The organism is Thiomonas sp. FB-Cd, from assembly GCF_000733775.1.
Classification (GTDB): domain Bacteria; phylum Pseudomonadota; class Gammaproteobacteria; order Burkholderiales; family Burkholderiaceae_C; genus Thiomonas_A.
This window is the reverse complement of sequence record NZ_JPOE01000002.1, coordinates 1,501,027-1,519,393: the sequence shown is the minus strand read 5'-3', so window position 1 is coordinate 1,519,393 and position 18,367 is coordinate 1,501,027. Positions and strand designations below refer to the sequence as shown.

Here is an 18,367-nt window from a genome sequence, read left to right as displayed (position 1 = left end):
TTAGCTGGCCTCGCGGTGGTAGCGCTGCAAAAGTGCAACTTCTTCGTTGCTTCCCAGGATCACAGCGGCGCGTTGGTGCAGGGTCTCGGGCTGAATGTCGAGGATGCGCTCCGTCCCTGCAATGGCCATGCCGCCAGCCTGTTCCACCAGAAATGCCATGGGATTGGCCTCGTACAAAAGGCGCAGCTTGCCCGCGCGTTCCGGCTCGCGCTTGTCCCAGGGGTAGAGGAACACACCGCCGCGTTGAAGGACGCGGTGGACATCGGCCACCATGCTGCCGACCCAGCGCATGTTGAAATTCTTGCCACGAGGACCGTCCTGGCCCGCCAGGCACTCGTCGATGTAACGCCGCACGGGCGCTGCCCAGTGGCGCATGTTCGACATGTTGATGGAAAACTCCTGTGTCAATGCGGGAATGCGCAGGCTGCTCTGGGTGAGCACAAAGCTGCCCTGCTCGCTATCCAGGGTGAACACCGACACACCATGGCCGAGCGTCAGGACCAGGCTGGTCTGCGGCCCATACGTGCAATAGCCGGCGGCCACCTGCTGGCGCCCCGCCTGCAGGAAGTGCTCGGGGCCGACTTCGCTCACGCCATCAGCGAGGTGCAGCACGGAAAAGATGGTGCCAATCGTGACGTTGACCTCGATGTTGCTCGACCCGTCCAGCGGGTCGAACATCAAGAGGTACTCGCCACGCGGGTAACGGTGAGGGATGACGTGGATGCGCTCGAGTTCCTCCGATGCCATCGCGGCCAAGTGCCCACCCCATTCGTTGGCCTCGAGCAGCACGTCGTTGGCGATCACGTCGAGTTGCTTTTGCACCTCGCCCTGCACGTTCTCGCTTCCAGCGCTGCCCAGGATGCCGGTGCTGGCCCCCTTGTTCACCGCGCGGCTGATGCGTTTGCAGGCGCGTGCCACTTGCTCGATGAGCAGGCGCAATGAGCCCGGAATATGGCCGTAGGTGCGTTCTTGCTCAATGAGCCAGCGCGACAGGCTGATCGTGTTGTCGGACATCATGGTCTCCCTGGTTGACCTTGGCGCTCTTCAGGCCAGTGCTTTGCCCAAAATCTCGCGCGTGTCGGCCGATAGAGCGGAATACGAGGCCAGCTCTCGCATGACGGGCTCGGCAGCGCGGGCGTAGGGCTCTGCCAGCTTGCGCCAGCGGTCCATGGCGCGCGCCAGCCGGGCGGCGACCTGGGGATTGATCGCGTCCAGAGCGCGCACCTGTTCGGCCCAGAAGGCGTAGCCCGCGCCATCGCTGCGGTGGAAGGATCCGGGATTGCCCTGGCAAAACGTGGCGATCAGGCTGCGCGCGCGGTTGGGATTGCGGATGTTGAAGTCGGGGTGCCGCATCAGCTCGCGAATATGCTCCACGTCGGCCCCGGGGGTTGTCGCCTGCAGAGCAAACCATTTATCGATCACCAGCGGCTCGTTTGCAAACAGCGCTGCAAATCGCTCCAGGGCGGCTTGCGCCAGCGGTGCACGACTCCCGACCAGCGCGGCAAGCGCGTCGAAGCGATCGGTCATGTTGTCGGCGTCCTTGACGCGCTGGTACGCGCGGCCCTGCCACTGGGCATCGCCCGTCAGGCAGAGCTGGGTAAGAGCCAAGTTGCGCAAGCCGCGCCGTCCAGACCCGGCGAAATCCGGGCTGTAGCCCTCGGTGGTGCCAAGCAACTGCCAAAGGTGTTCCCAGTCGGGCAGGAGTTGCTGCGCCAGTGCCAGGCGCAAAGCCTGCCGCGTTTTGTGGATGCGCGGCGGATCAATCTCGGTGAGCTGTTCGGCAATAAAGCCTTCGCTGGGGAGCGTGAGCGTGAGCTCCTTGAACGCGGGGTCCAGTCGGACTTCACGCAGCACGGCGCGCAGCGCGTCCAAGTAAGGGGCATCCACCTTGAGATCGCCCTCGCGTAAGGCGGGCAGCAGGCGGGCGAGCGCCAAGCGCTGTGCCGATTCCCAGCGATTGAATGCATCCGTGTCGTATGCCAGCAGGACCAGTCGGTCGGCATCGCTGAGTTCATCATCCAGGATGACCGGTGCGGAAAATCCTCGAAGCAGCGACGGGATGGGTTCTGCGTCCACATCGTGAAGCACGAACGTTTGCTCGGGCTGCGTCAACACCAGCAGGCAGTCACTCTGGGCGGTGTGGGCACCGTGCGCGCGGAAGGTCAGGGCACGGCCGTCGCTGGCTACCAGCCCGATGCGCACGGGAATGACCTGAGCCTGCTTTTCATTTTGCCCGGGCGTTGGCGGGGTCATCTGGCTGAGCGAGACCGTGTACGTTCGTGTGTCAGCGTCGTAGTGGCCAGTCGCGCGCACGTGTGGCGTACCGGCTTGCGCGTACCACAACCCGAACTGGGTGCGATGGCCACTCAACGCCGTGGCCGGATTGGCGTCGGCCATCGCGGCCAGGAAATCGTCGCACGTCACGGCTTGGCCATCGTGGCGCGCGAAGTAAAGCTTCATGCCCGCGGCAAAGCCTTCGCGGCCCACCAGGGTGTGCATCATGCGCACGACCTCAGCGCCTTTCTCGTAGACGGTCGGCGTGTAGAAATTGTCGATCGCCACGTAACTGTCGGGCCGCACCGGATGCGCCATGGGGCCGGCATCTTCGGGGAACTGCACCGCACGAAGGGCGCGCACATCCTCGATGCGTTTGACCGCGCGGGCCGACTCGCCGCCGCTGGCCGCGGCAAGATCCTGGCTAAATTCCTGGTCGCGGAATACGGTGAGGCCTTCCTTCAGGCTGAGTTGGAACCAATCGCGGCAAGTGACGCGGTTGCCGGTCCAGTTGTGGAAGTATTCATGGCCCACCACCGACTCAATGTTCTGGAAATCGGCATCTGTGGCCGTGGAGGGATTGGCCAGCACGTACTTGGTGTTGAAGACGTTCAGTCCCTTGTTCTCCATCGCGCCCATGTTGAAGTCACTGACGGCAACGATCATGAAGCGGTCAAGGTCCAGACTCAGGGCGAATCGCTGCTCGTCCCAGGCTGCGGCGTGAACCAGCGAGCGCATGGCATGCTCGGTCTTGTCCAGGTCTCCCTCGCGCACATAGACCTGCAGGAGATGCTCGCGGCCGTCTCGGCTTGTCATGCGCTGTTCGCGGCAGACCAAGCGACCGGCTACGAGGGCGAACAGGTAGCAGGGCTTCGGGAAGGGGTCTTCCCACACGGCTTCCAGTCGGCCGTCGTCGAGCGGACGCTGGCTCTTGAGATTTCCGTTCGACAACAGCACCGGGTAGTGCGTCTTATCGGCGCGCAGCACCACGGTGAAGCGGCTCATCACATCGGGCCGGTCGGGCCAGTAGGTGATGCGGCGAAAGCCTTCAGCCTCGCACTGGGTGAAAAACGCATTCCCCGACAGATAAAGACCCGAAAGGCGTGTGTTGGCGCGTGGGGAGCAGATGTTGACAATGTTGAGTTCGAAGGCATCTGGAACCTTCTCCAGGCGGATACCGGTCTCCGTGGTTGCATAAACCCATGGCTTGCCATCGACCATGAGCGATTGCAGATTGATGTCTTCGCCGTCGAGCAGCAGCGGCGCGTCCAGTGCTGCATCAGCGTTGCGGCGCACCTGCATGCGGCTTTTCACGCGGGTGCGGTCGGGGTCGAGATCGAATTCCAGGGTGACCTGGTCGACGGCATAGGCCGGCTTGGCGTATTGCAGCCGGGAGATCACGGGGGCTTGGTCTGTGCGCATGGTGGTCATCGGAGTGAAGCATCGTCTGGGAGGGCCAGATCCCGGGCAAGGCCTAGAGCCCTTGCTTCAGGCTGGCGGAGATGAATTCGTCGAGGTCGCCGTCGAGCACTTTTTGTGTGTTCGACATTTCTACCCCTGTGCGTAGATCCTTGATGCGGCTCTGATCCAGCACGTAGGAGCGAATCTGGTGGCCCCAGCCCACGTCGCTCTTGCTGTCCTCCAGCTTTTGCTGCTCGGCCTGGCGTTTTCGCAGCTCGTGCTCGAAAAGGCGCGAACGCAGCATCGACCAGGCTTCGGCGCGGTTCTTGTGCTGCGAGCGGTCATTCTGGCATTGCACGACGATCCCGGTGGGAACGTGGGTGATGCGCACGGCAGAGTCGGTCTTGTTGATGTGCTGGCCACCGGCTCCACTGGCGCGGAAGGTGTCGATGCGCACGTCGGCAGGGTTGATGTCGATCTCGATCGAATCATCGACCTCGGGATAAACGAACACGCTGGCAAAGCTCGTGTGGCGTCCACCTGAGGAGTCGAACGGGCTCTTGCGCACGAGCCGGTGCACGCCCGTCTCGGTGCGCAGCTTGCCGTAGGCGTAGTCACCTTCGACCTTGATGGATGCACTCTTGACCCCGGCGACGTCACCCGACGACTCTTCCAGCACGTCAACCTTGAAGCCTTGGCGCTCACAGTAGCGCAGGTATTGCCGCAGCAGCATGGAAGCCCAATCGCAGGCTTCAGTGCCGCCCGCGCCCGCCTGGATATCGATGAAGCAGTTGCCCGCGTCCATCGGATTGGAGAACATGCGACGAAACTCCATGTCCTCCACGCGTTTGGCGGTGGCCTGTGCATCAGCCTCGATGGACTGCAGGGTCGCGTCGTCGTTTTCCTCGCGGGACAGATCAAACAGTTCGTGCTGGTCGGCAAGCTCGCGCTCGATGCGGTCGATCTCCAGAACCACGGCCTCCAAGCCACGGTTCTCCTTGCCCAGTTCCTGCGCCCGCTTGGGATCGTCCCAGACCTTGGGGTCCTCGAGCGCGGCGCTGACTTCCCTCAGACGTGCAGCCTTGGCAGCGTAGTCAAAGATACCCCCGAAGCAGCCGTGTGCGCTCGGACAGGTCGCGCAGAAGGGAGGACAGGGCGTTGAGTTGTTCGGCTTCCATGGCTGATCGTGGTTCGGTGAAAAGAGGCGAAGCCGCAGATTGTCGCACCCGCGAGCACCTGCCTATTTAAAAAACGCGCGCACCTTGTCGGCCCATGTCTTGCCGGCAGGCGAGTGGCGGTCACCCCCGCGCTTGAAAGATTCGTCAAGTTGCTCCAGCAGGCGTCGCTGCTCCTCGCTCAGGCGCACAGGCGTCTCCACCTCAATGTGGCAGTACAGATCCCCCGGGTGACCGGAGTGAAGACCCTTGATGCCCTTGCCCCGCAGGCGCAGGGTCTTGCCCGACTGCGTACCTTCAGGCAGATCGATCTCGGCAACGCCGGCCAGCGTCGGCACCTCGATGCGCGAACCGAGCGCGGCGGCTGTCATGCTCACCGGAATCTTGCAATGCAGGTCATCGCCGTCGCGCTCAAACAGGGCGTGGGGCTTGATCTGGATTTCGACGTACAGATCGCCCGAAGGCCCGCCGTTCACGCCGGGCTCGCCATTGCCGCTGGACCGGATGCGCATGCCGGTGTCGATCCCAGCCGGAATATTCACCTCCAGTGTTTTCTGGCGCTGAATGCGGCCTTGGCCGTGGCATGTCGGGCAGGGTTCCGGGATGATCTTGCCGGTGCCCCCGCAAGTGGAACAGGTGTGCTGCATCGCGAACGGACCCATGCGTTGGGTCGTGGCGCCGCTGCCGTGACAGGTGGGGCAGGTCTTGGGTTTTGTGCCGGGCTTGGCGCCGCTGCCAGCACAGGCATCGCACGTATCCCAGGACGGTATGCGCAGTGACTTGGCGCAGCCCATGGCCGCTTCTTCCAGCGTCAAGGTCAGCGAGTAGCTCAGGTCGGAGCCACGGTAGACCTGCTGAGCACCGCCGCGCTGCCGTGCGCCACCCCCAAAAATCTCCTCAAAAATATTGCCGAAATCGGCGAACCCGCCCGCAGCGCCGCCGCCCATGCCTGCCGACGGATCAACCCCTGCGTGGCCATAGCGGTCGTAGGCCGCACGCTTTTGCGGGTCGCACAGGGTCTCATAGGCCAGCTTGGCTTCCTTGAACTTCTCCTCCGCCGCCTTATCGCCCTGGGTTCGGTCCGGGTGGTACTTCATGGCCAGTTTGCGGTAGGCCTTCTTCAGTGTGTCTTCGTCAGCGTCGCGGGAGACGCCCAGAGTGTCGTAAAAGTCGCGCTTGGCCATGCTTGAAACGATCCAGTTCGAAAACGCAAAAAGGGAGGGTGATTAAACCCTCCCCACAATCGGAGTGCAGGCCGATCAGGCCTTGCCGTCCTTGACTTCCTTGAACTCGGCGTCGACGACCGTGTCGTCGCCCGCGCCGCCTGCCGAGGTGCCCCCCGCTGCACCGGCCGACGCCGCAGCAGCCTGCTCTTGTGCGTACATCTTCTCGCCGAGCTTCTGGCTGACGCGCATCAGGGCCTCGGTCTTGGCTTCCACATCAGCCTTGTCCTCGCCCTTGATGGCCTCTTCCACGTCCTTCAGTGCGGCCTCGATGGCTGCCTTTTCGCTTGCCTCGACCTTGTCGCCATGTTCAGCCAGGGACTTGCGCACGCTATGCGCTGCGGCATCGGCCTGGTTACGCGCATCAACGAGCTCACGCTTCTTATGGTCCTCGGCGGCATTTGCCTCGGCGTCACGCACCATGCGCTGGACTTCGTCTTCCGACAGGCCTGAGTTGGCTTTGATCGTGATCTTGTTTTCCTTGCCCGTCCCCTTGTCCTTGGCGCTGACGTGCAGGATGCCGTTTGCATCGACGTCAAAGGTCACTTCGATCTGGGGCAGCCCTCGGGGTGCGGGTGGAATGCCCTCGAGGTTGAACTCGCCAAGCAGCTTGTTCCCCGACGCCAGTTCGCGTTCACCCTGGTAAACCTTGATGGTCACGGCAGGCTGATTGTCGTCGGCCGTGGAGTACACCTGGGTGTGCTTGGTCGGGATGGTCGTGTTGCGCTTGATCATGGGCGTCATCACGCCGCCCAGGGTTTCGATGCCCAAGGACAGCGGGGAGACGTCGAGCAGCAGCACGTCCTTGCGGTCGCCTGCCAGTACCGAACCCTGAATCGCAGCGCCCACCGCCACGGCCTCGTCCGGGTTCACATCCTTGCGGGGTTCCTTGCCGAAAAAGTCCTTGACCTTGTCCTGCACCTTGGGCATGCGCGTCATGCCCCCCACGAGGATGACATCGGAGATGTCGTCGATCTTCACGCCGGCATCCTTGATGGCCTTGCGGCAGGGCTCGATGGTGCGTTCAATCAGTTCCTCCACCAAGGCTTCAAGCTTGGCGCGCGTGAGCTTCAGGCTCAGATGCTTGGGCCCGCTGGCGTCGGCCGTGATGTAAGGCAGGTTGATTTCGGTCTGTTGGCTGCTGGAAAGCTCGATCTTGGCTTTCTCGGCCGCATCCTTGAGACGCTGAAGCGCAAGCACGTCTTTGGACAGATCCACGCCCGATTCCTTCTTGAACTCGGCCACGATGTAGTCCATGATGCGCTGGTCGAAGTCCTCGCCACCGAGGAACGTGTCGCCGTTGGTGGACAACACTTCGAACTGCTTCTCGCCTTCGACGTCGGCGATTTCGATGATCGAGATATCGAAGGTGCCGCCACCGAGGTCATACACCGCGATCTTGCGGTCCCCTCTGCTGGCCTTGTCCAAGCCGAATGCCAATGCCGCGGCAGTCGGCTCGTTGATGATGCGCTTGACATCGAGGCCGGCGATGCGTCCGGCATCTTTTGTCGCTTGGCGCTGGCTGTCGTTGAAATACGCCGGGACCGTGATCACGGCCTCGGTGACGGGCTCGCCGAGGTAGTCCTCCGCCGTCTTTTTCATCTTCCGCAGCACTTCAGCGGAAATCTGCGGGGGGGCAAGCTTCTTGCCACGCACATCCACCCAAGCATCGCCGTTGTCTGCCTTGACGATGTTGTATGGCATCAGGCCGATGTCCTTCTGCACTTCCGGCTCTTCGAACTTGCGCCCGATGAGTCGCTTGACTGCGTACAGCGTGTTCTTTGGATTGGTGACGGCTTGGCGCTTGGCTGGAGCGCCCACCAGGATCTCGCCGTCTTCCATGTAGGCGACGATGGACGGCGTGGTGCGCGCGCCCTCGCTATTTTCAATGACCTTCGGCGTGCCACCCTCCATCACCGCGACGCAGGAGTTGGTGGTGCCGAGGTCGATGCCAATGATTTTTGCCATGTTGAACTCCGTTAGTTGTTGATGCCGTCTGAGGCTGGCCGGGTCACCGCACTTGCGCGGTCATAAGCCCGAATTTCTCTATAAATGCAGGTGGTTATGCCGGATTCAAGCCTCTGGCTTATCACCCGTTGCCGCGGCATCAACCGCGGCAACGGTCACCAGCGCCGGGCGCAGCGTGCGTTCGGCGATCACATATCCTTTTTGCAGCACGCTGACGATGGTGTTCGCCGGCTGCTGCGCTGGCACGGATGCGATGGCTTGATGGCGCGTCGGATCGAAACGATCGCCCACGGCGGGTGCGATTTCCTGGATCCGGCTGCGCTCGAACGCCCCGCGAAGCTGGCTGAGGGTAAGGTCGACACCCTTCTTGATTGCCTCGATGCTGCCGCTTTCGTCCGCCATGGCCGCCTCAAGACTGTCTTTGACCGGGAGCAGCTCCTGCGCCATGCTTTCCACCGCAAACTTGCGCGCCTTGGCGGTTTCTTCCTCGGCTCGCCGCCGGGTGTTTTCGGCCTCGGCTTTCGCACGAAGGAACTGGTCTTTCAACGCATCGAGCTCATCTTGCGCCACTTTGAGCGCTTGCTCGAGTGCATCCGGGGCCGAGCTCTGCTCGTTGGACATCGGATCGACCTGGCCTGGTTCGGGAATGGATTGTTGTTCGGTTTGACTCATGGGACCGTGAATTGTCGGAGGGATTTTCAATACCAAAACAGCGTTACCGGCTCCATTTTGGGTCGCGCGCGCCTAATTCAAGGCAGGGCAGGGGGATTTTTTGGCAAAGGCGCCTGCGACCCCCGCGCCCGTTGGCCGTAGAACACCACGCTGTCCTTGAAGTCCATGGCTTGTAGCCCCACGGCGAGGCCGGTTTCAAGAAAACCGGCTAGACGGTTGCGCGGAACCCAGATGGCCACGGCGCGGCCTTCGGCGCGTGCCTGAACGAGCGCCAAGGGGCTTACGCACGGCGAGCCTTGCAACGCATGGTGGCATCCGAACCACAGATCCGAGCTTGTGCTGTCGATGACGCGTAGCGGGCGAAAGCCGTAGATAAGCAGGGAGGCGTCGTGATCCTCGAAGGTCTGCCAGGAGAACAGCTCCGCCCCGCCGGGCATGGCGGCGCGGATGGCTGCCGCCACATTCTTCTGGGAGGTGTCCGATGTCTTTGCGATGGCAAGATCGGTGGCGAAATTCACCATGACAATCGCAGCGAGCCCGAAGATCAGCAGGCCCAACTCAAGGCGCCTGGCCGCCAGGATGCCGGCGCCCAGAAGGGCAAGCGCGGCAGTCCCAATGATGAGGTGCGGTATTGCAGCGAACTGCGCAGGCGGCAAACCGATGCGCAAGAGGTGGCTGTGCAGCTCCGGTGTCCATGATCCGAGCCAAAGCGCAAATGCGCTCAGGCCGAACAGGGCGGCGCCCGCGCCCAGCCATGGCTGCAGGTCCGCCAGGGTGCCTTCGTCCGAAGCGCTCTGCAGCTTCACGGCCAGCCACCAGGCCACAAGGGGGACGACCGGCAACAGGTAATACGCCCCCTTGTTGCCCGCCATGGAAAAGAACACCGTCAGCACGGCTGCTGCATTGCGCGTCCAGCGTGCCGAGGCTGTGAGCGCGCTGCCTCCGCGCACGGCGGGGCCGCGCCAAGCCAGGACTGCCAAAACGGGGGTCCACTGCAAAAAGCCGATCAACAGCTTGGGACCGTAATACCACCAGGGCCCGGTGTGGAAGTCGTCCGGAATGCGCTTGCCCAAGAAGCGCATGACGGTCTCGTTGACGAAGTAGAACCAGGCGAAACCGGGTTGCGTGTGCACCGCAGCCAGATGCCATGGCGCGGCCACCAGCACGAATAGTGCGATCGCCCATGGGTCGAGGTAAAAGCGCAGCAGCGCCGCACGCTGCCAGGAGCCGGGGGCCAGGACCAGCTGCAGCAAGGCGATAAGACCCAGAAGAAGAAGGGCTTCCGGGCCTTTGGTGAGCGTCGCCAGTGCCAGGGGAATGGCGGCCGCGCGCAGCCAGGCACGCCTGCGCTCGTGCACGGCCAGCACGACCAGGGCAAAGGCGCTCAGCCAGAACAGCAGCATCAGGGGGTCGAACAAGATCGTGCGCGCGATCAGCACGAAGCCGAGTGCGGTGCCAGTCACCAACGCGGCGAAACGCCCTGCGATCGGTGCTCGAAGATGGCGGCCGTAGGCAATGCAGCCGGCACTGGTGAGCCAGGCAGCGAGCGCGTCGGGTAGGCGGGCTTGCCACGCGCCCACGCCGAATAGCTTGAACACCGCCGCCATGAGCCAGTACAGCAATGGGGGCTTTTCGATATAGGGCACCCCGTCCAGATGCGGGATGATCCATGAACCACCTCGCGCCATGGCCCATGCAATGTCGGCATACAGGGCCTCGTTGTTGTCGCGGATGGGTGGCCCGCCCAAGCCCCAGAACAGGCAGATGGCTGCAATCAGAAGCACCAGGGCATCGAGCAGCCAGTCGGGAGCGTTGCGTAAGAATGGAGTAGGCACGGAATCGCAGGGCAGGCCGCCGCAACGGCCGGCATCATCCGACGAATCTGCGAGCAAAACCCATGGGGAAACAAGGCGCGCATTGTAGGTGGACCCGCCGATGCGCCGTCTGAGCCCACGGACTCGTCCCGGGTCTGAGGCTGGGATCTCCCGGACATCGATGAGTCATCTGCAGCAGCACGAAACCCCGCCGCTCAGGGTGTTGAGGTACGAAGCGCCAATCGTTGACCGCGGCCCAGGCCGGGTCTCAGCGCCTGCTCTTGCGGTGGCGGGAGCGCGTGCGGCCAGTCGTAGCGCCGGAGTCGCGGCCGCAAAACCAGCCTCAGATGTTCGCGGCACCCATGGCGCGGGCGCGCTCGCGGCTGGCGGCAAGCTGTGTCGTGTCGGGCACCTGACGCGAGGGCCAGCCTTGCAGGTGGGATTCGAGCAGGTTGGTGAAAGCCTCGGCCCAATGCGCATCGGCGTTCAGGCAGGGGATGTAGTGGTATTCGTTGCCCCCGCTCGACAAGAACGCTTGCTTGCCCTCCATCGCGATTTCTTCCAGGGTTTCAAGGCAGTCCACTGCGAACCCCGGGCAAACGGTATCCACACGCTTGACACCGGCTTTGGCCAGGTCCCGCAGCGTGGGCTCGGTATACGGCTGAAGCCACGGCTGCTTGCCGAAACGGGACTGAAAGGTCACCACATAGCGCTGCGCATTGAGCTCCAGGGCTTGGGCCAACAGGCGCGCGGTTTTCTGACACTCGCAATGGTAGGGGTCGCCAAGCTTCAGGGTGCGCTGTGGCATGCCGTGAAAGCTCATGACGAGCCGCTCGGGCTGGCCGTGCTCTGTCCAATGGGCACGGATGCTCGTGGCCAGCGCATTAATGTATTCCGGGTCATCGGCGAAATGACGCACGGTACGCAACTCAGGTTGCCGCCGCACGCGGCTGAGCCAAGCCATCACGGCGTCCAGGGACGATGCGGTGGTGGCCGCGCTGTATTGCGGGTACAGCGGCACGGCAAGAAGTCGCGTCACGCCTTGCGCATGCAATTCGTCAAGAACCGTGGCGGTCGACGGGTTGCCATAGCGCATGGCGTGGCGCACCAGGACGTGGTGGCCGCGAGCGCCTAGGGTGGCTTGCACGCTTGCCGCAAGCGCGGCAGTGCCGGTGGCCAGCGGCGAGCCTTGGGTTTGCCAGATGCTTGCGTATTTCGCAGCGGATTTGGGTGCGCGCAGCGGAAGGATGATCCCGTTGAGCAACGGCAACCAGATGGCACGGGGGATTTCGACCACGCGCCGGTCGCTCAGGAATTCGCGCAGATAGCGACGCAAGGCTGGCGCCGTGGGGGCATCGGGTGTGCCCAGATTGAGCAGCAGCACGGCCACACGCGGGGCCGTGCCATGGACGTATTGTCGGTCTGCGGGGGGAGCGGTCATCGACGCAAGCCGCAATTAGGAATCGTGAAGCTGAAACAGCACTGTGGGCGCAGTCGGGTCGTTGGGTTTGGCACCAAGGCAGATCTCGCCTTGGCCGTGCAGCACACATTCGTTGCGACGCAGAGCCAACACGTTGTCCTGGGCGTTGTAGCGCACCCAGGTACCGTTACTGGACAAGTCGGTGAGCATGAAATAGCTCCCGCGCCACTCAATGCGCGCGTGTTGCCGCGACACGCGGACGTCATTGACCGGGAATTCGGCAGCCGGAGTGCGGCCGATGTGGATGGGGCTTTGTTCCGGACTGAAATCCTGCGAGGCATCCAGCCAGCACAGGTTAAGGCGCTGGGTGAGAGCCGTGATGACAGTGGGTTGGTGCGGCAGGGTCTGACTGTTCTGCCACGATGCATCCCATTCGATCTGGTGTACCGGCACCGGCACGTCATAGCCGCGAAGGAAAATGGCGCCCAGGCTGCGAAGGCGCGCAAGCAGTTCCAGCGGCAGACCTTCCATCACCGCGTCGCTGACAAGAATCTGCCCGCCTCCGGCGGAGTCCGACAGGCGAGCGGCAGCATTCACGGCATCGCCGAAGCAGTCACCGGGGGTCAGGACCACAGGGCCGCGAGACAGGCCGATCTTCAGAGGCACGGAAATGGGTGTCTGGCCGGAGTGTCCCCAGAGGGCCAGGGTTTGCTGTACATCCGTGCAGGCGTTGACGGCGTCGGCATTGTTGTCGAATACGGCGAGTACGCCATCACCCAGAGTTTTCACGACATGGCCACGATGGCTGCTTACCGCAGAAGACATGGCCTGCGTGACACTGGTCATGAGCTTGGCCGCCGTTGCATCGCCCAGCGACTTGTAAAGGCCGGTACTGCCGACCACGTCGGCAAATACGACAGTACGTGTGACGGGTTTGCGCAAATTCGACATATATGCCAGTCTAACGTGAGTTGGCAAGAGCTCGCATACCCGAGCGAGGGCACCGCCGGGCCTGCGCCAGTCGTGCATTGCCTCCACGTGTGGGTTCAAGCACGCGCAAAAACACAGTGCTGGCCCGCGCCGTCCGGCAACGGCGCTGCGCGAGTCGGGCGAGGAAGGGCTGTGCGCGGGCACATGTTCAACGCCGGGTCTGCCAAGCACAAGGCCACAGCGGCGGCTGTGGCCTTGTCAAGAGCTGGCACCTAAGCGCTGTGTGCCTGTTTCGCGAGCATTGTGGCTGCTCAAAGGGAGTCAAGGAAGCTGCGCAGTTTGTCCGACCGCGTTGGGTGCTTGAGTTTGCGTAGCGCCTTGGCTTCGATCTGGCGGATGCGCTCGCGCGTTACATCAAACTGCTTGCCAACCTCTTCCAGCGTGTGGTCGTTGGCCATTTCGATACCAAAGCGCATGCGCAGCACTTTGGCTTCACGCGGCGTGAGGGAGTCGAGGATGTCCTTGACCACATCGCGAAGGCTGGCCTGGAGCGCAGCGTCAGTGGGCGCCAGCATGCCCGTGTCCTCGATGAAATCGCCCAAATGCGAGTCGTCGTCATCGCCAATAGGGGTTTCCATCGAAATCGGTTCCTTGGCGATCTTCATGATCTTGCGAACCTTGTCTTCAGGCATCTCCATCTTCTCGGCAAGCATGGCTGCGTCGGGTTCGGTGCCGGTTTCCTGAAGGTACTGGCGCGAGATCCGGTTGACCTTGTTGATGGTCTCGATCATGTGGACCGGAATACGGATGGTCCGCGCCTGGTCAGCGATCGACCGGGTGATCGCCTGGCGAATCCACCAAGTTGCGTAGGTCGAAAATTTGTAGCCGCGCCGATATTCGAATTTGTCGACCGCTTTCATCAGGCCGACGTTGCCTTCCTGGATCAGGTCAAGGAACTGCAGGCCACGATTGGTGTATTTCTTTGCAATGGAAATCACCAGACGCAAGTTGGCCTCGATCATCTCGCGCTTGGCCTCGCGCGCTTCCTGCTCGCCACGGCTCATCTGGGCATTGATCGACTTGAAGTCTTCCAAAGGGACGACGACGCGAGTCTGGGTATCGATCAGGCGCTGCTGCAATTCCTGAATCGAAGGGAGATTCCGGGCCAGAATCGGACCATACGGCTTGGTCGAGGCGGCGAGTTTCTCAGCCCAGTTCAAATCCAGCTGATGCCCAGGGAACGTCTTGATGAACTCTTCCTGCGGCATGCCGCAGCGGTCCACCACAATGCGGCGGATCTCGCGTTCGTGGCGGCGCACTTCGTCGACCTGGCTGCGCAAAAGGTCGCATAGCTTTTCCACCGTGCGCGCGGTAAAGCGCACCTCCATCAGATTCTTCGAAATCTGGTCCTGCGCCTTGAGGTAGGACGCCGACTTATAGCCATCCTTGTCGTAGGCGCGGCGCATCTTCATGAAGGCGTCATGCACGTCGGCGAAGCGTTCGAGTGCCTTGGCCTTGAGCTCTTCGAGCTTGACCGAGCTGGCAGCTGCTGCGGCTTCCTCGTCATCTTCCTCGGCCTCATCGGCCAACGCAAAGTCGACATCTTCCTCGGCCACGTAATCGTCGGACTCGTCGTCCGACACCATGCCATCCACCACCTCGTCAACCGGCAACTGGTTGTTGGCGATACGCGCAGCCATGGCCAGGATCTCGGCCACGGTTGCAGGGGATGCGGAAATCGCCAGCATCATTTTGCGCAGGCCTTCCTCAATGCGTTTGGCAATGACGATCTCGCCCTCACGCGTGAGCAGTTGCACGGTGCCCATTTCACGCATGTACATGCGCACAGGGTCCGTCGTGCGACCGAATTCCGAATCGACCGACGACAGCGCAGCCTCGGCTTCCTCTTCGGCTTCTTCTTCGCTCGAAGCGGTGGGCCCATGCTGGTTGAGTAGCAAGGTCTGTGCGTCGGGCGCCTGTTCGTACACCGCGATGCCCATGTCATTGAGCATGCTGATGATGGTTTCGAGCAGGTCCGGGTCGGCCAAATTGTCGGGCAGATGGTCGTTGATTTCGCCGTACGTCAGGAAGCCGCGTGTCTTGCCCAGTTTGATCAGGTTTTTCAGGCGCTGGCGCCGACGGGCCAATTCTTCTTCGGTCACATTGGAGTCGTCATAGCCGAACTCCTTGAGCAACTGCTTTTCCTTGGCGCGCGACGGGCGCCGGCCGCGGGGCATCGGCGCCGAAGGCATTGCGCTATCGTCACCATCGTCGGGCATCGTGGCGCGAAAATCGTCCGCTGGCAGGTTTTTCTGCGTCTTGGCGGCTTTGGCTTCCTGCTTGGCCGCAGCGAGCTTGGCAGCGGCACGCGCGGCCGCTTTAGCGGCCTCGGGGCTCTGCCCACTGGACTTCACTGCCTTTTCCTCAGGTTTGGCGGCAGCGGACTTCGAGGCAACAGCAGGAGTTTTCTTGGTGGGCATAGATGGCGATTTGGATGCGGACGGTGTGGGGTCCTTGGCGGTCACGGGTGCAGATTTGACGCTGGCAGCGGTTTTCGAGGATGCCTGCGCCTTGGTTTTTGAAGGATCAGACTTGGATTTGGTCATCTTGAGGCTCCTCGTAGAAATCATCGCCCGCTGTCTGGACTGCAGCAGCAAACCCTGCCATTAGCCGCCGCCGGCATATCACCGAAGCGCATCGCGCTGCGCTTCAAGTGGTTTTTTGCGGGAAAACATTTAATTATAGTCCGGCGCGTCAAAAATCAAGCCCGGCGGCACTATCTTTTCCACTGCCAGCGGCGCCGCGCGGATCAGAGCCGGGGAAGTTTCTGGCTGAGTTCGACGAGCCGGGACGACAGGCTCAAATATTCAAGCTTCGCCTGTTCATCGATCAATCCCGTGTGCGTAAGTTCCTGCTGTCGCTGCTTGACCCAAGCCAGTTCGATACTGAAGATTGCGCCAAGCAGGTCTTGCTGCAAGTCATCAGCCTCCATGTCGAGCAAGTCGCCTGAGCCCAGGGCCTGTGCAGCCTCCAACAGGCCGTCCACGCGCAGCCCTTCCCACAAAGCCGAGGCGCTGATATCGGGAAAAGCGTCCAGTCGGGCTTCAAGCCAGTTCGCCAGCTGCCGCGTGGAGCTGCCGTCCTGCATCAGAAGCTCGTGCTGCGATGCGCTGAGACTGGCCCACAGGCCCGGATGCGTGAGCAAAATGCGCATGGCCGTGCGCGCGTGGTCGGTGCGCAGGCCCGACAGACGCGCGGCACGCGAGGCTCCGCCACTCGCTCGGCCTTGGGCGGGGGCGCAGGTCCCGCGTGCACGCTGGCATGGCGCCCGCCCGGCAGCGCGAGTGCCTGTCGCAGCTCCGTCAACGGCGTCTGCAGGCGCTTGGCAAATTCGCCCACGATTTGCGATTTGAGGGTCGAATCGGCCAGCAATGCGATCAGCGGCCGGGCGCGGGCGATGGCTTGGGCCCGACCCTCGGCAGTGGCTAGCGCCAGCCCGTCGGCCAAGGTGTCGAGAAGAAAAACGGAGAGCGGCTGCGCACGTCCGACTTCGCGTTCGAACGCATCGGCACCAAACGTGCGCACGAACGTATCCGGGTCATGCTCAGGGGGCAGGAACAGGAATTTCACCGAGCGTTCATCGCCCAGCGCTGGCAACGCCGTTTCCAAGGCCCGCGCAGCAGCCTTTTGGCCCGCCGCGTCCCCGTCGAAGCTGAAGACGATCTGGCCGCAGTGCCGGAACAGCTTTCTGACATGCTCGGTGGTGCAGGCGGTGCCGAGCGTGGCCACGGCATTGCCAACCCCGTGCTGGGCCAGGGCGATCACGTCCAAATAGCCCTCGACCACCAGCACATACCCCTGGCGTTGAATGGCGGCGCGGCCCTCAAACAGACCGTACAGCTCCTCGCCTTTGTGGAACAGTGGGGTTTCGGGGGAGTTGAGATATTTGGGTTCGCCACGGTCCAGGATGCGCCCGCCAAAGCCGATGAGCTCGCCTTGCGCGTTGCGGATGGGGAAGGTAATGCGGTCGCGCAGGCGGTCATACCGGCGCGCCACGGCTCGCCCCTCCAGCGAGCCGGGCTCGAGGGTTTCGCCCTGTGCATCGCGCGCGACCACCAGGCCAGCCTGGATCAGGGTGTCGGCGTCATAATTCGGAAACACGCGCGCCAGGCCCTGCCAGTCATCAGGTGCGTAGCCCAAGCCAAATTGACCGGCAATCTTTCCGCTCAGCCCTCGCCCTTTCAGATAAGCCACAGCGCGAGGTGTGGCGCGCAACTGGTTGCGGTAGAACTGGTTGGCCTGCTCGAGCACCTCCCGCAGGTTGAGCTTGAGGCTGCGCTGCTCGCGTGTCTGCTGCGCATGTCGCGGGTCTTGCGGTGTCTCGGGAACGGTCATTCCCGCTTGCGAGGCCAGTTCGCGCACCGCATCGGGAAAACTCAGCGCCAGGTGATCCATGAGGAAGCCCACGGCGGTCCCGTGCGCGCCGCAGCCAAAGCAGTGATAGAACTGCTTGCTCGGGCTGACCGTGAAGGATGGGGACTTTTCGGCGTGGAAGGGGCACAACCCCTTGTAGTTCGTCCCGGCCTTCTTTAACTGGACCGAACGTCCGACGACGTCGACGATATCCGTGCGGCCGAGGAGCTCCTGGATGAATTCTTGAGGAATCAGGGACATGGCCGATGGCTGAAGGCACGCCGCATTGCGGCGCAGCGCCTGTGTTGTCCCTATTTCGGCGGCATGCGGATGGCGCCGTCCAGCCGGATCGTTTCCCCATTGAGCATGGGGTTGGTGACAATGGCCTCCACCAGCATGGCGTATTCATCGGGGCGGCCAAGCCGGGAAGGGAAGGGTACGGCGGCGCCAAGCGCGGTGCGCACCGACTCGGGCATGCCCATGAGCATGGGTGTCTCAAAAATGCCGGGGGCGATCGTCATGACGCGAATGCCGTCGCGGGCCAAGTCGCGCGCCATCGGCAACGTCATCCCAACCAGCCCGGCCTTCGATGCTGCGTACGCCGTTTGACCGATCTGGCCGTCGTAGGCAGCCACTGAGGCAGTGTGGATGATGATCCCGCGTTCCCCGTCGGCCAGCGGCTTCTGTGCGGCGATGGCAGCGGCGGCCAGTCGTGCCATGTTGAAGCTGCCAACCAGGTTGATATTCACCGTCCGCGCGAACGTTTCAAGCGAATGAGGGCCGTCTTTGCCTAGGGTTCGCGACGCGGGCCCCACGCCAGCGCAGTTGACCAAGCCGCGCAGCGTCCCCAGCTCTTGCGCTTGGGCGACGGCCAGCATGGCGTCGGCTTCGCGTGTGACGTCGCAATGCACGAAGCGGCCGTCCAGCTCTTTCGCGAGGGCCTGGCCCGCATCATCCTGGACGTCGGCCAGGACGATGTGAGCGCCAGCTGCGCTCAGGCGTCGAGCAGTGGCCGCTCCGAGGCCCGAGGCGGCGCCGGTGATGATGAAAACGTGGTGCGCGATTTGCATGCGGTGC

Annotated in this window: 13 protein-coding genes; all 13 read right to left on the bottom strand. The window is 62.8% G+C overall.

Annotation, left to right across the window (positions count from 1 at the left end; translation table 11 throughout):
• The 13 genes from CD04_RS0107445 to CD04_RS0107380 all read right to left on the bottom strand — a co-directional run bounded on the left by CD04_RS0107445 (window position 1) and on the right by CD04_RS0107380 (window position 18,360).
• Window positions 1-1,014 (bottom strand): class 1 fructose-bisphosphatase, encoded by a 1,014-nt coding sequence (locus CD04_RS0107445; protein ID WP_031405512.1) that lies wholly within the window; start codon window positions 1,012-1,014, stop codon window positions 1-3.
• A 30-nt stretch (window positions 1,015-1,044) separates the two neighbouring features.
• Window positions 1,045-3,696: an aminopeptidase N gene (gene pepN / locus CD04_RS0107440; RefSeq protein ID WP_031405510.1), complete on the bottom strand. Its 2,652-nt coding sequence runs from the start codon at window positions 3,694-3,696 to the stop codon at window positions 1,045-1,047.
• A 52-nt stretch (window positions 3,697-3,748) separates the two neighbouring features.
• A protein-coding gene (gene prfB / locus CD04_RS0107435) for a peptide chain release factor 2 (protein WP_156030168.1) occupies window positions 3,749-4,853 on the bottom strand; the annotation gives its coding sequence in 2 pieces (ribosomal slippage) (window positions 3,749-4,771 and window positions 4,773-4,853; 1,104 coding nt in all).
• Window positions 4,854-4,915: 62 nt separating this feature from the next.
• Window positions 4,916-6,034 (bottom strand): molecular chaperone DnaJ, encoded by a 1,119-nt coding sequence (gene dnaJ / locus CD04_RS0107425; protein ID WP_031405507.1) that lies wholly within the window; start codon window positions 6,032-6,034, stop codon window positions 4,916-4,918.
• Window positions 6,035-6,109: 75 nt separating this feature from the next.
• Window positions 6,110-8,041 carry a molecular chaperone DnaK gene (gene dnaK / locus CD04_RS0107420; RefSeq protein WP_031405505.1) on the bottom strand — a complete coding sequence of 644 codons (1,932 nt, stop codon included), beginning with the start codon at window positions 8,039-8,041 and terminating at the stop codon, window positions 6,110-6,112.
• Window positions 8,042-8,146: 105 nt separating this feature from the next.
• Complete coding sequence (gene grpE, locus CD04_RS0107415; protein WP_051849007.1) at window positions 8,147-8,713, bottom strand: nucleotide exchange factor GrpE; 567 nt, start codon at window positions 8,711-8,713, stop codon at window positions 8,147-8,149.
• A gap of 77 nt (window positions 8,714-8,790) precedes the next feature.
• Complete coding sequence (locus tag CD04_RS0107410) at window positions 8,791-10,548, bottom strand: glycosyltransferase family 39 protein (protein WP_051849240.1); 1,758 nt, start codon at window positions 10,546-10,548, stop codon at window positions 8,791-8,793.
• A gap of 322 nt (window positions 10,549-10,870) precedes the next feature.
• A complete protein-coding gene (gene hemH, locus CD04_RS0107405) occupies window positions 10,871-11,968 on the bottom strand; it encodes a ferrochelatase (RefSeq protein WP_031405499.1) in 1,098 nt (365 codons plus the stop codon).
• A gap of 15 nt (window positions 11,969-11,983) precedes the next feature.
• Window positions 11,984-12,898: an adenylate/guanylate cyclase domain-containing protein gene (locus CD04_RS0107400; protein WP_031405496.1), complete on the bottom strand. Its 915-nt coding sequence runs from the start codon at window positions 12,896-12,898 to the stop codon at window positions 11,984-11,986.
• 290 nt (window positions 12,899-13,188) lie between these two features.
• Window positions 13,189-15,483, bottom strand: coding sequence for an RNA polymerase sigma factor RpoD (gene rpoD, locus CD04_RS0107395; protein ID WP_197033050.1), 2,295 nt, complete (start codon window positions 15,481-15,483; stop codon window positions 13,189-13,191).
• Between the two features lie 203 nt (window positions 15,484-15,686).
• Window positions 15,687-16,025 (bottom strand): hypothetical protein, encoded by a 339-nt coding sequence (locus tag CD04_RS23100; RefSeq protein ID WP_031405493.1) that lies wholly within the window; start codon window positions 16,023-16,025, stop codon window positions 15,687-15,689.
• A complete protein-coding gene (gene dnaG, locus CD04_RS0107385; RefSeq protein WP_081857846.1) occupies window positions 16,025-17,551 on the bottom strand; it encodes a DNA primase in 1,527 nt (508 codons plus the stop codon). Before dnaG ends, CD04_RS23100 begins: the two co-directional genes overlap by 1 nt.
• Window positions 17,552-17,601: 50 nt before the next feature.
• On the bottom strand, window positions 17,602-18,360 hold the full coding sequence (locus tag CD04_RS0107380) for a 3-hydroxyacyl-CoA dehydrogenase (RefSeq protein ID WP_031405490.1): 759 nt from the start codon (window positions 18,358-18,360) through the stop codon (window positions 17,602-17,604).
• Between the last annotated feature and the right edge of the window lie 7 nt (window positions 18,361-18,367).

What these genes read in the sequence shown, in the direction of transcription:
- CD04_RS0107445 (WP_031405512.1), bottom strand. Translation starts at nt 1,014, where the DNA reads ATGTCCGACAACACGATCAGCCTGTCGCGCTGGCTCATTGAGCAAGAA.
- pepN (WP_031405510.1), bottom strand. Translation starts at nt 3,696, where the DNA reads ATGCGCACAGACCAAGCCCCCGTGATCTCCCGGCTGCAATACGCCAAG.
- dnaJ (WP_031405507.1), bottom strand. Translation starts at nt 6,034, where the DNA reads ATGGCCAAGCGCGACTTTTACGACACTCTGGGCGTCTCCCGCGACGCT.
- dnaK (WP_031405505.1), bottom strand. Translation starts at nt 8,041, where the DNA reads ATGGCAAAAATCATTGGCATCGACCTCGGCACCACCAACTCCTGCGTC.
- grpE (WP_051849007.1), bottom strand. Translation starts at nt 8,713, where the DNA reads ATGAGTCAAACCGAACAACAATCCATTCCCGAACCAGGCCAGGTCGAT.
- hemH (WP_031405499.1), bottom strand. Translation starts at nt 11,968, where the DNA reads ATGACCGCTCCCCCCGCAGACCGACAATACGTCCATGGCACGGCCCCG.
- CD04_RS0107400 (WP_031405496.1), bottom strand. Translation starts at nt 12,898, where the DNA reads ATGTCGAATTTGCGCAAACCCGTCACACGTACTGTCGTATTTGCCGAC.
- rpoD (WP_197033050.1), bottom strand. Translation starts at nt 15,483, where the DNA reads ATGACCAAATCCAAGTCTGATCCTTCAAAAACCAAGGCGCAGGCATCC.
- CD04_RS23100 (WP_031405493.1), bottom strand. Translation starts at nt 16,025, where the DNA reads ATGCAGGACGGCAGCTCCACGCGGCAGCTGGCGAACTGGCTTGAAGCC.
- dnaG (WP_081857846.1), bottom strand. Translation starts at nt 17,551, where the DNA reads ATGTCCCTGATTCCTCAAGAATTCATCCAGGAGCTCCTCGGCCGCACG.
- CD04_RS0107380 (WP_031405490.1), bottom strand. Translation starts at nt 18,360, where the DNA reads ATGCAAATCGCGCACCACGTTTTCATCATCACCGGCGCCGCCTCGGGC.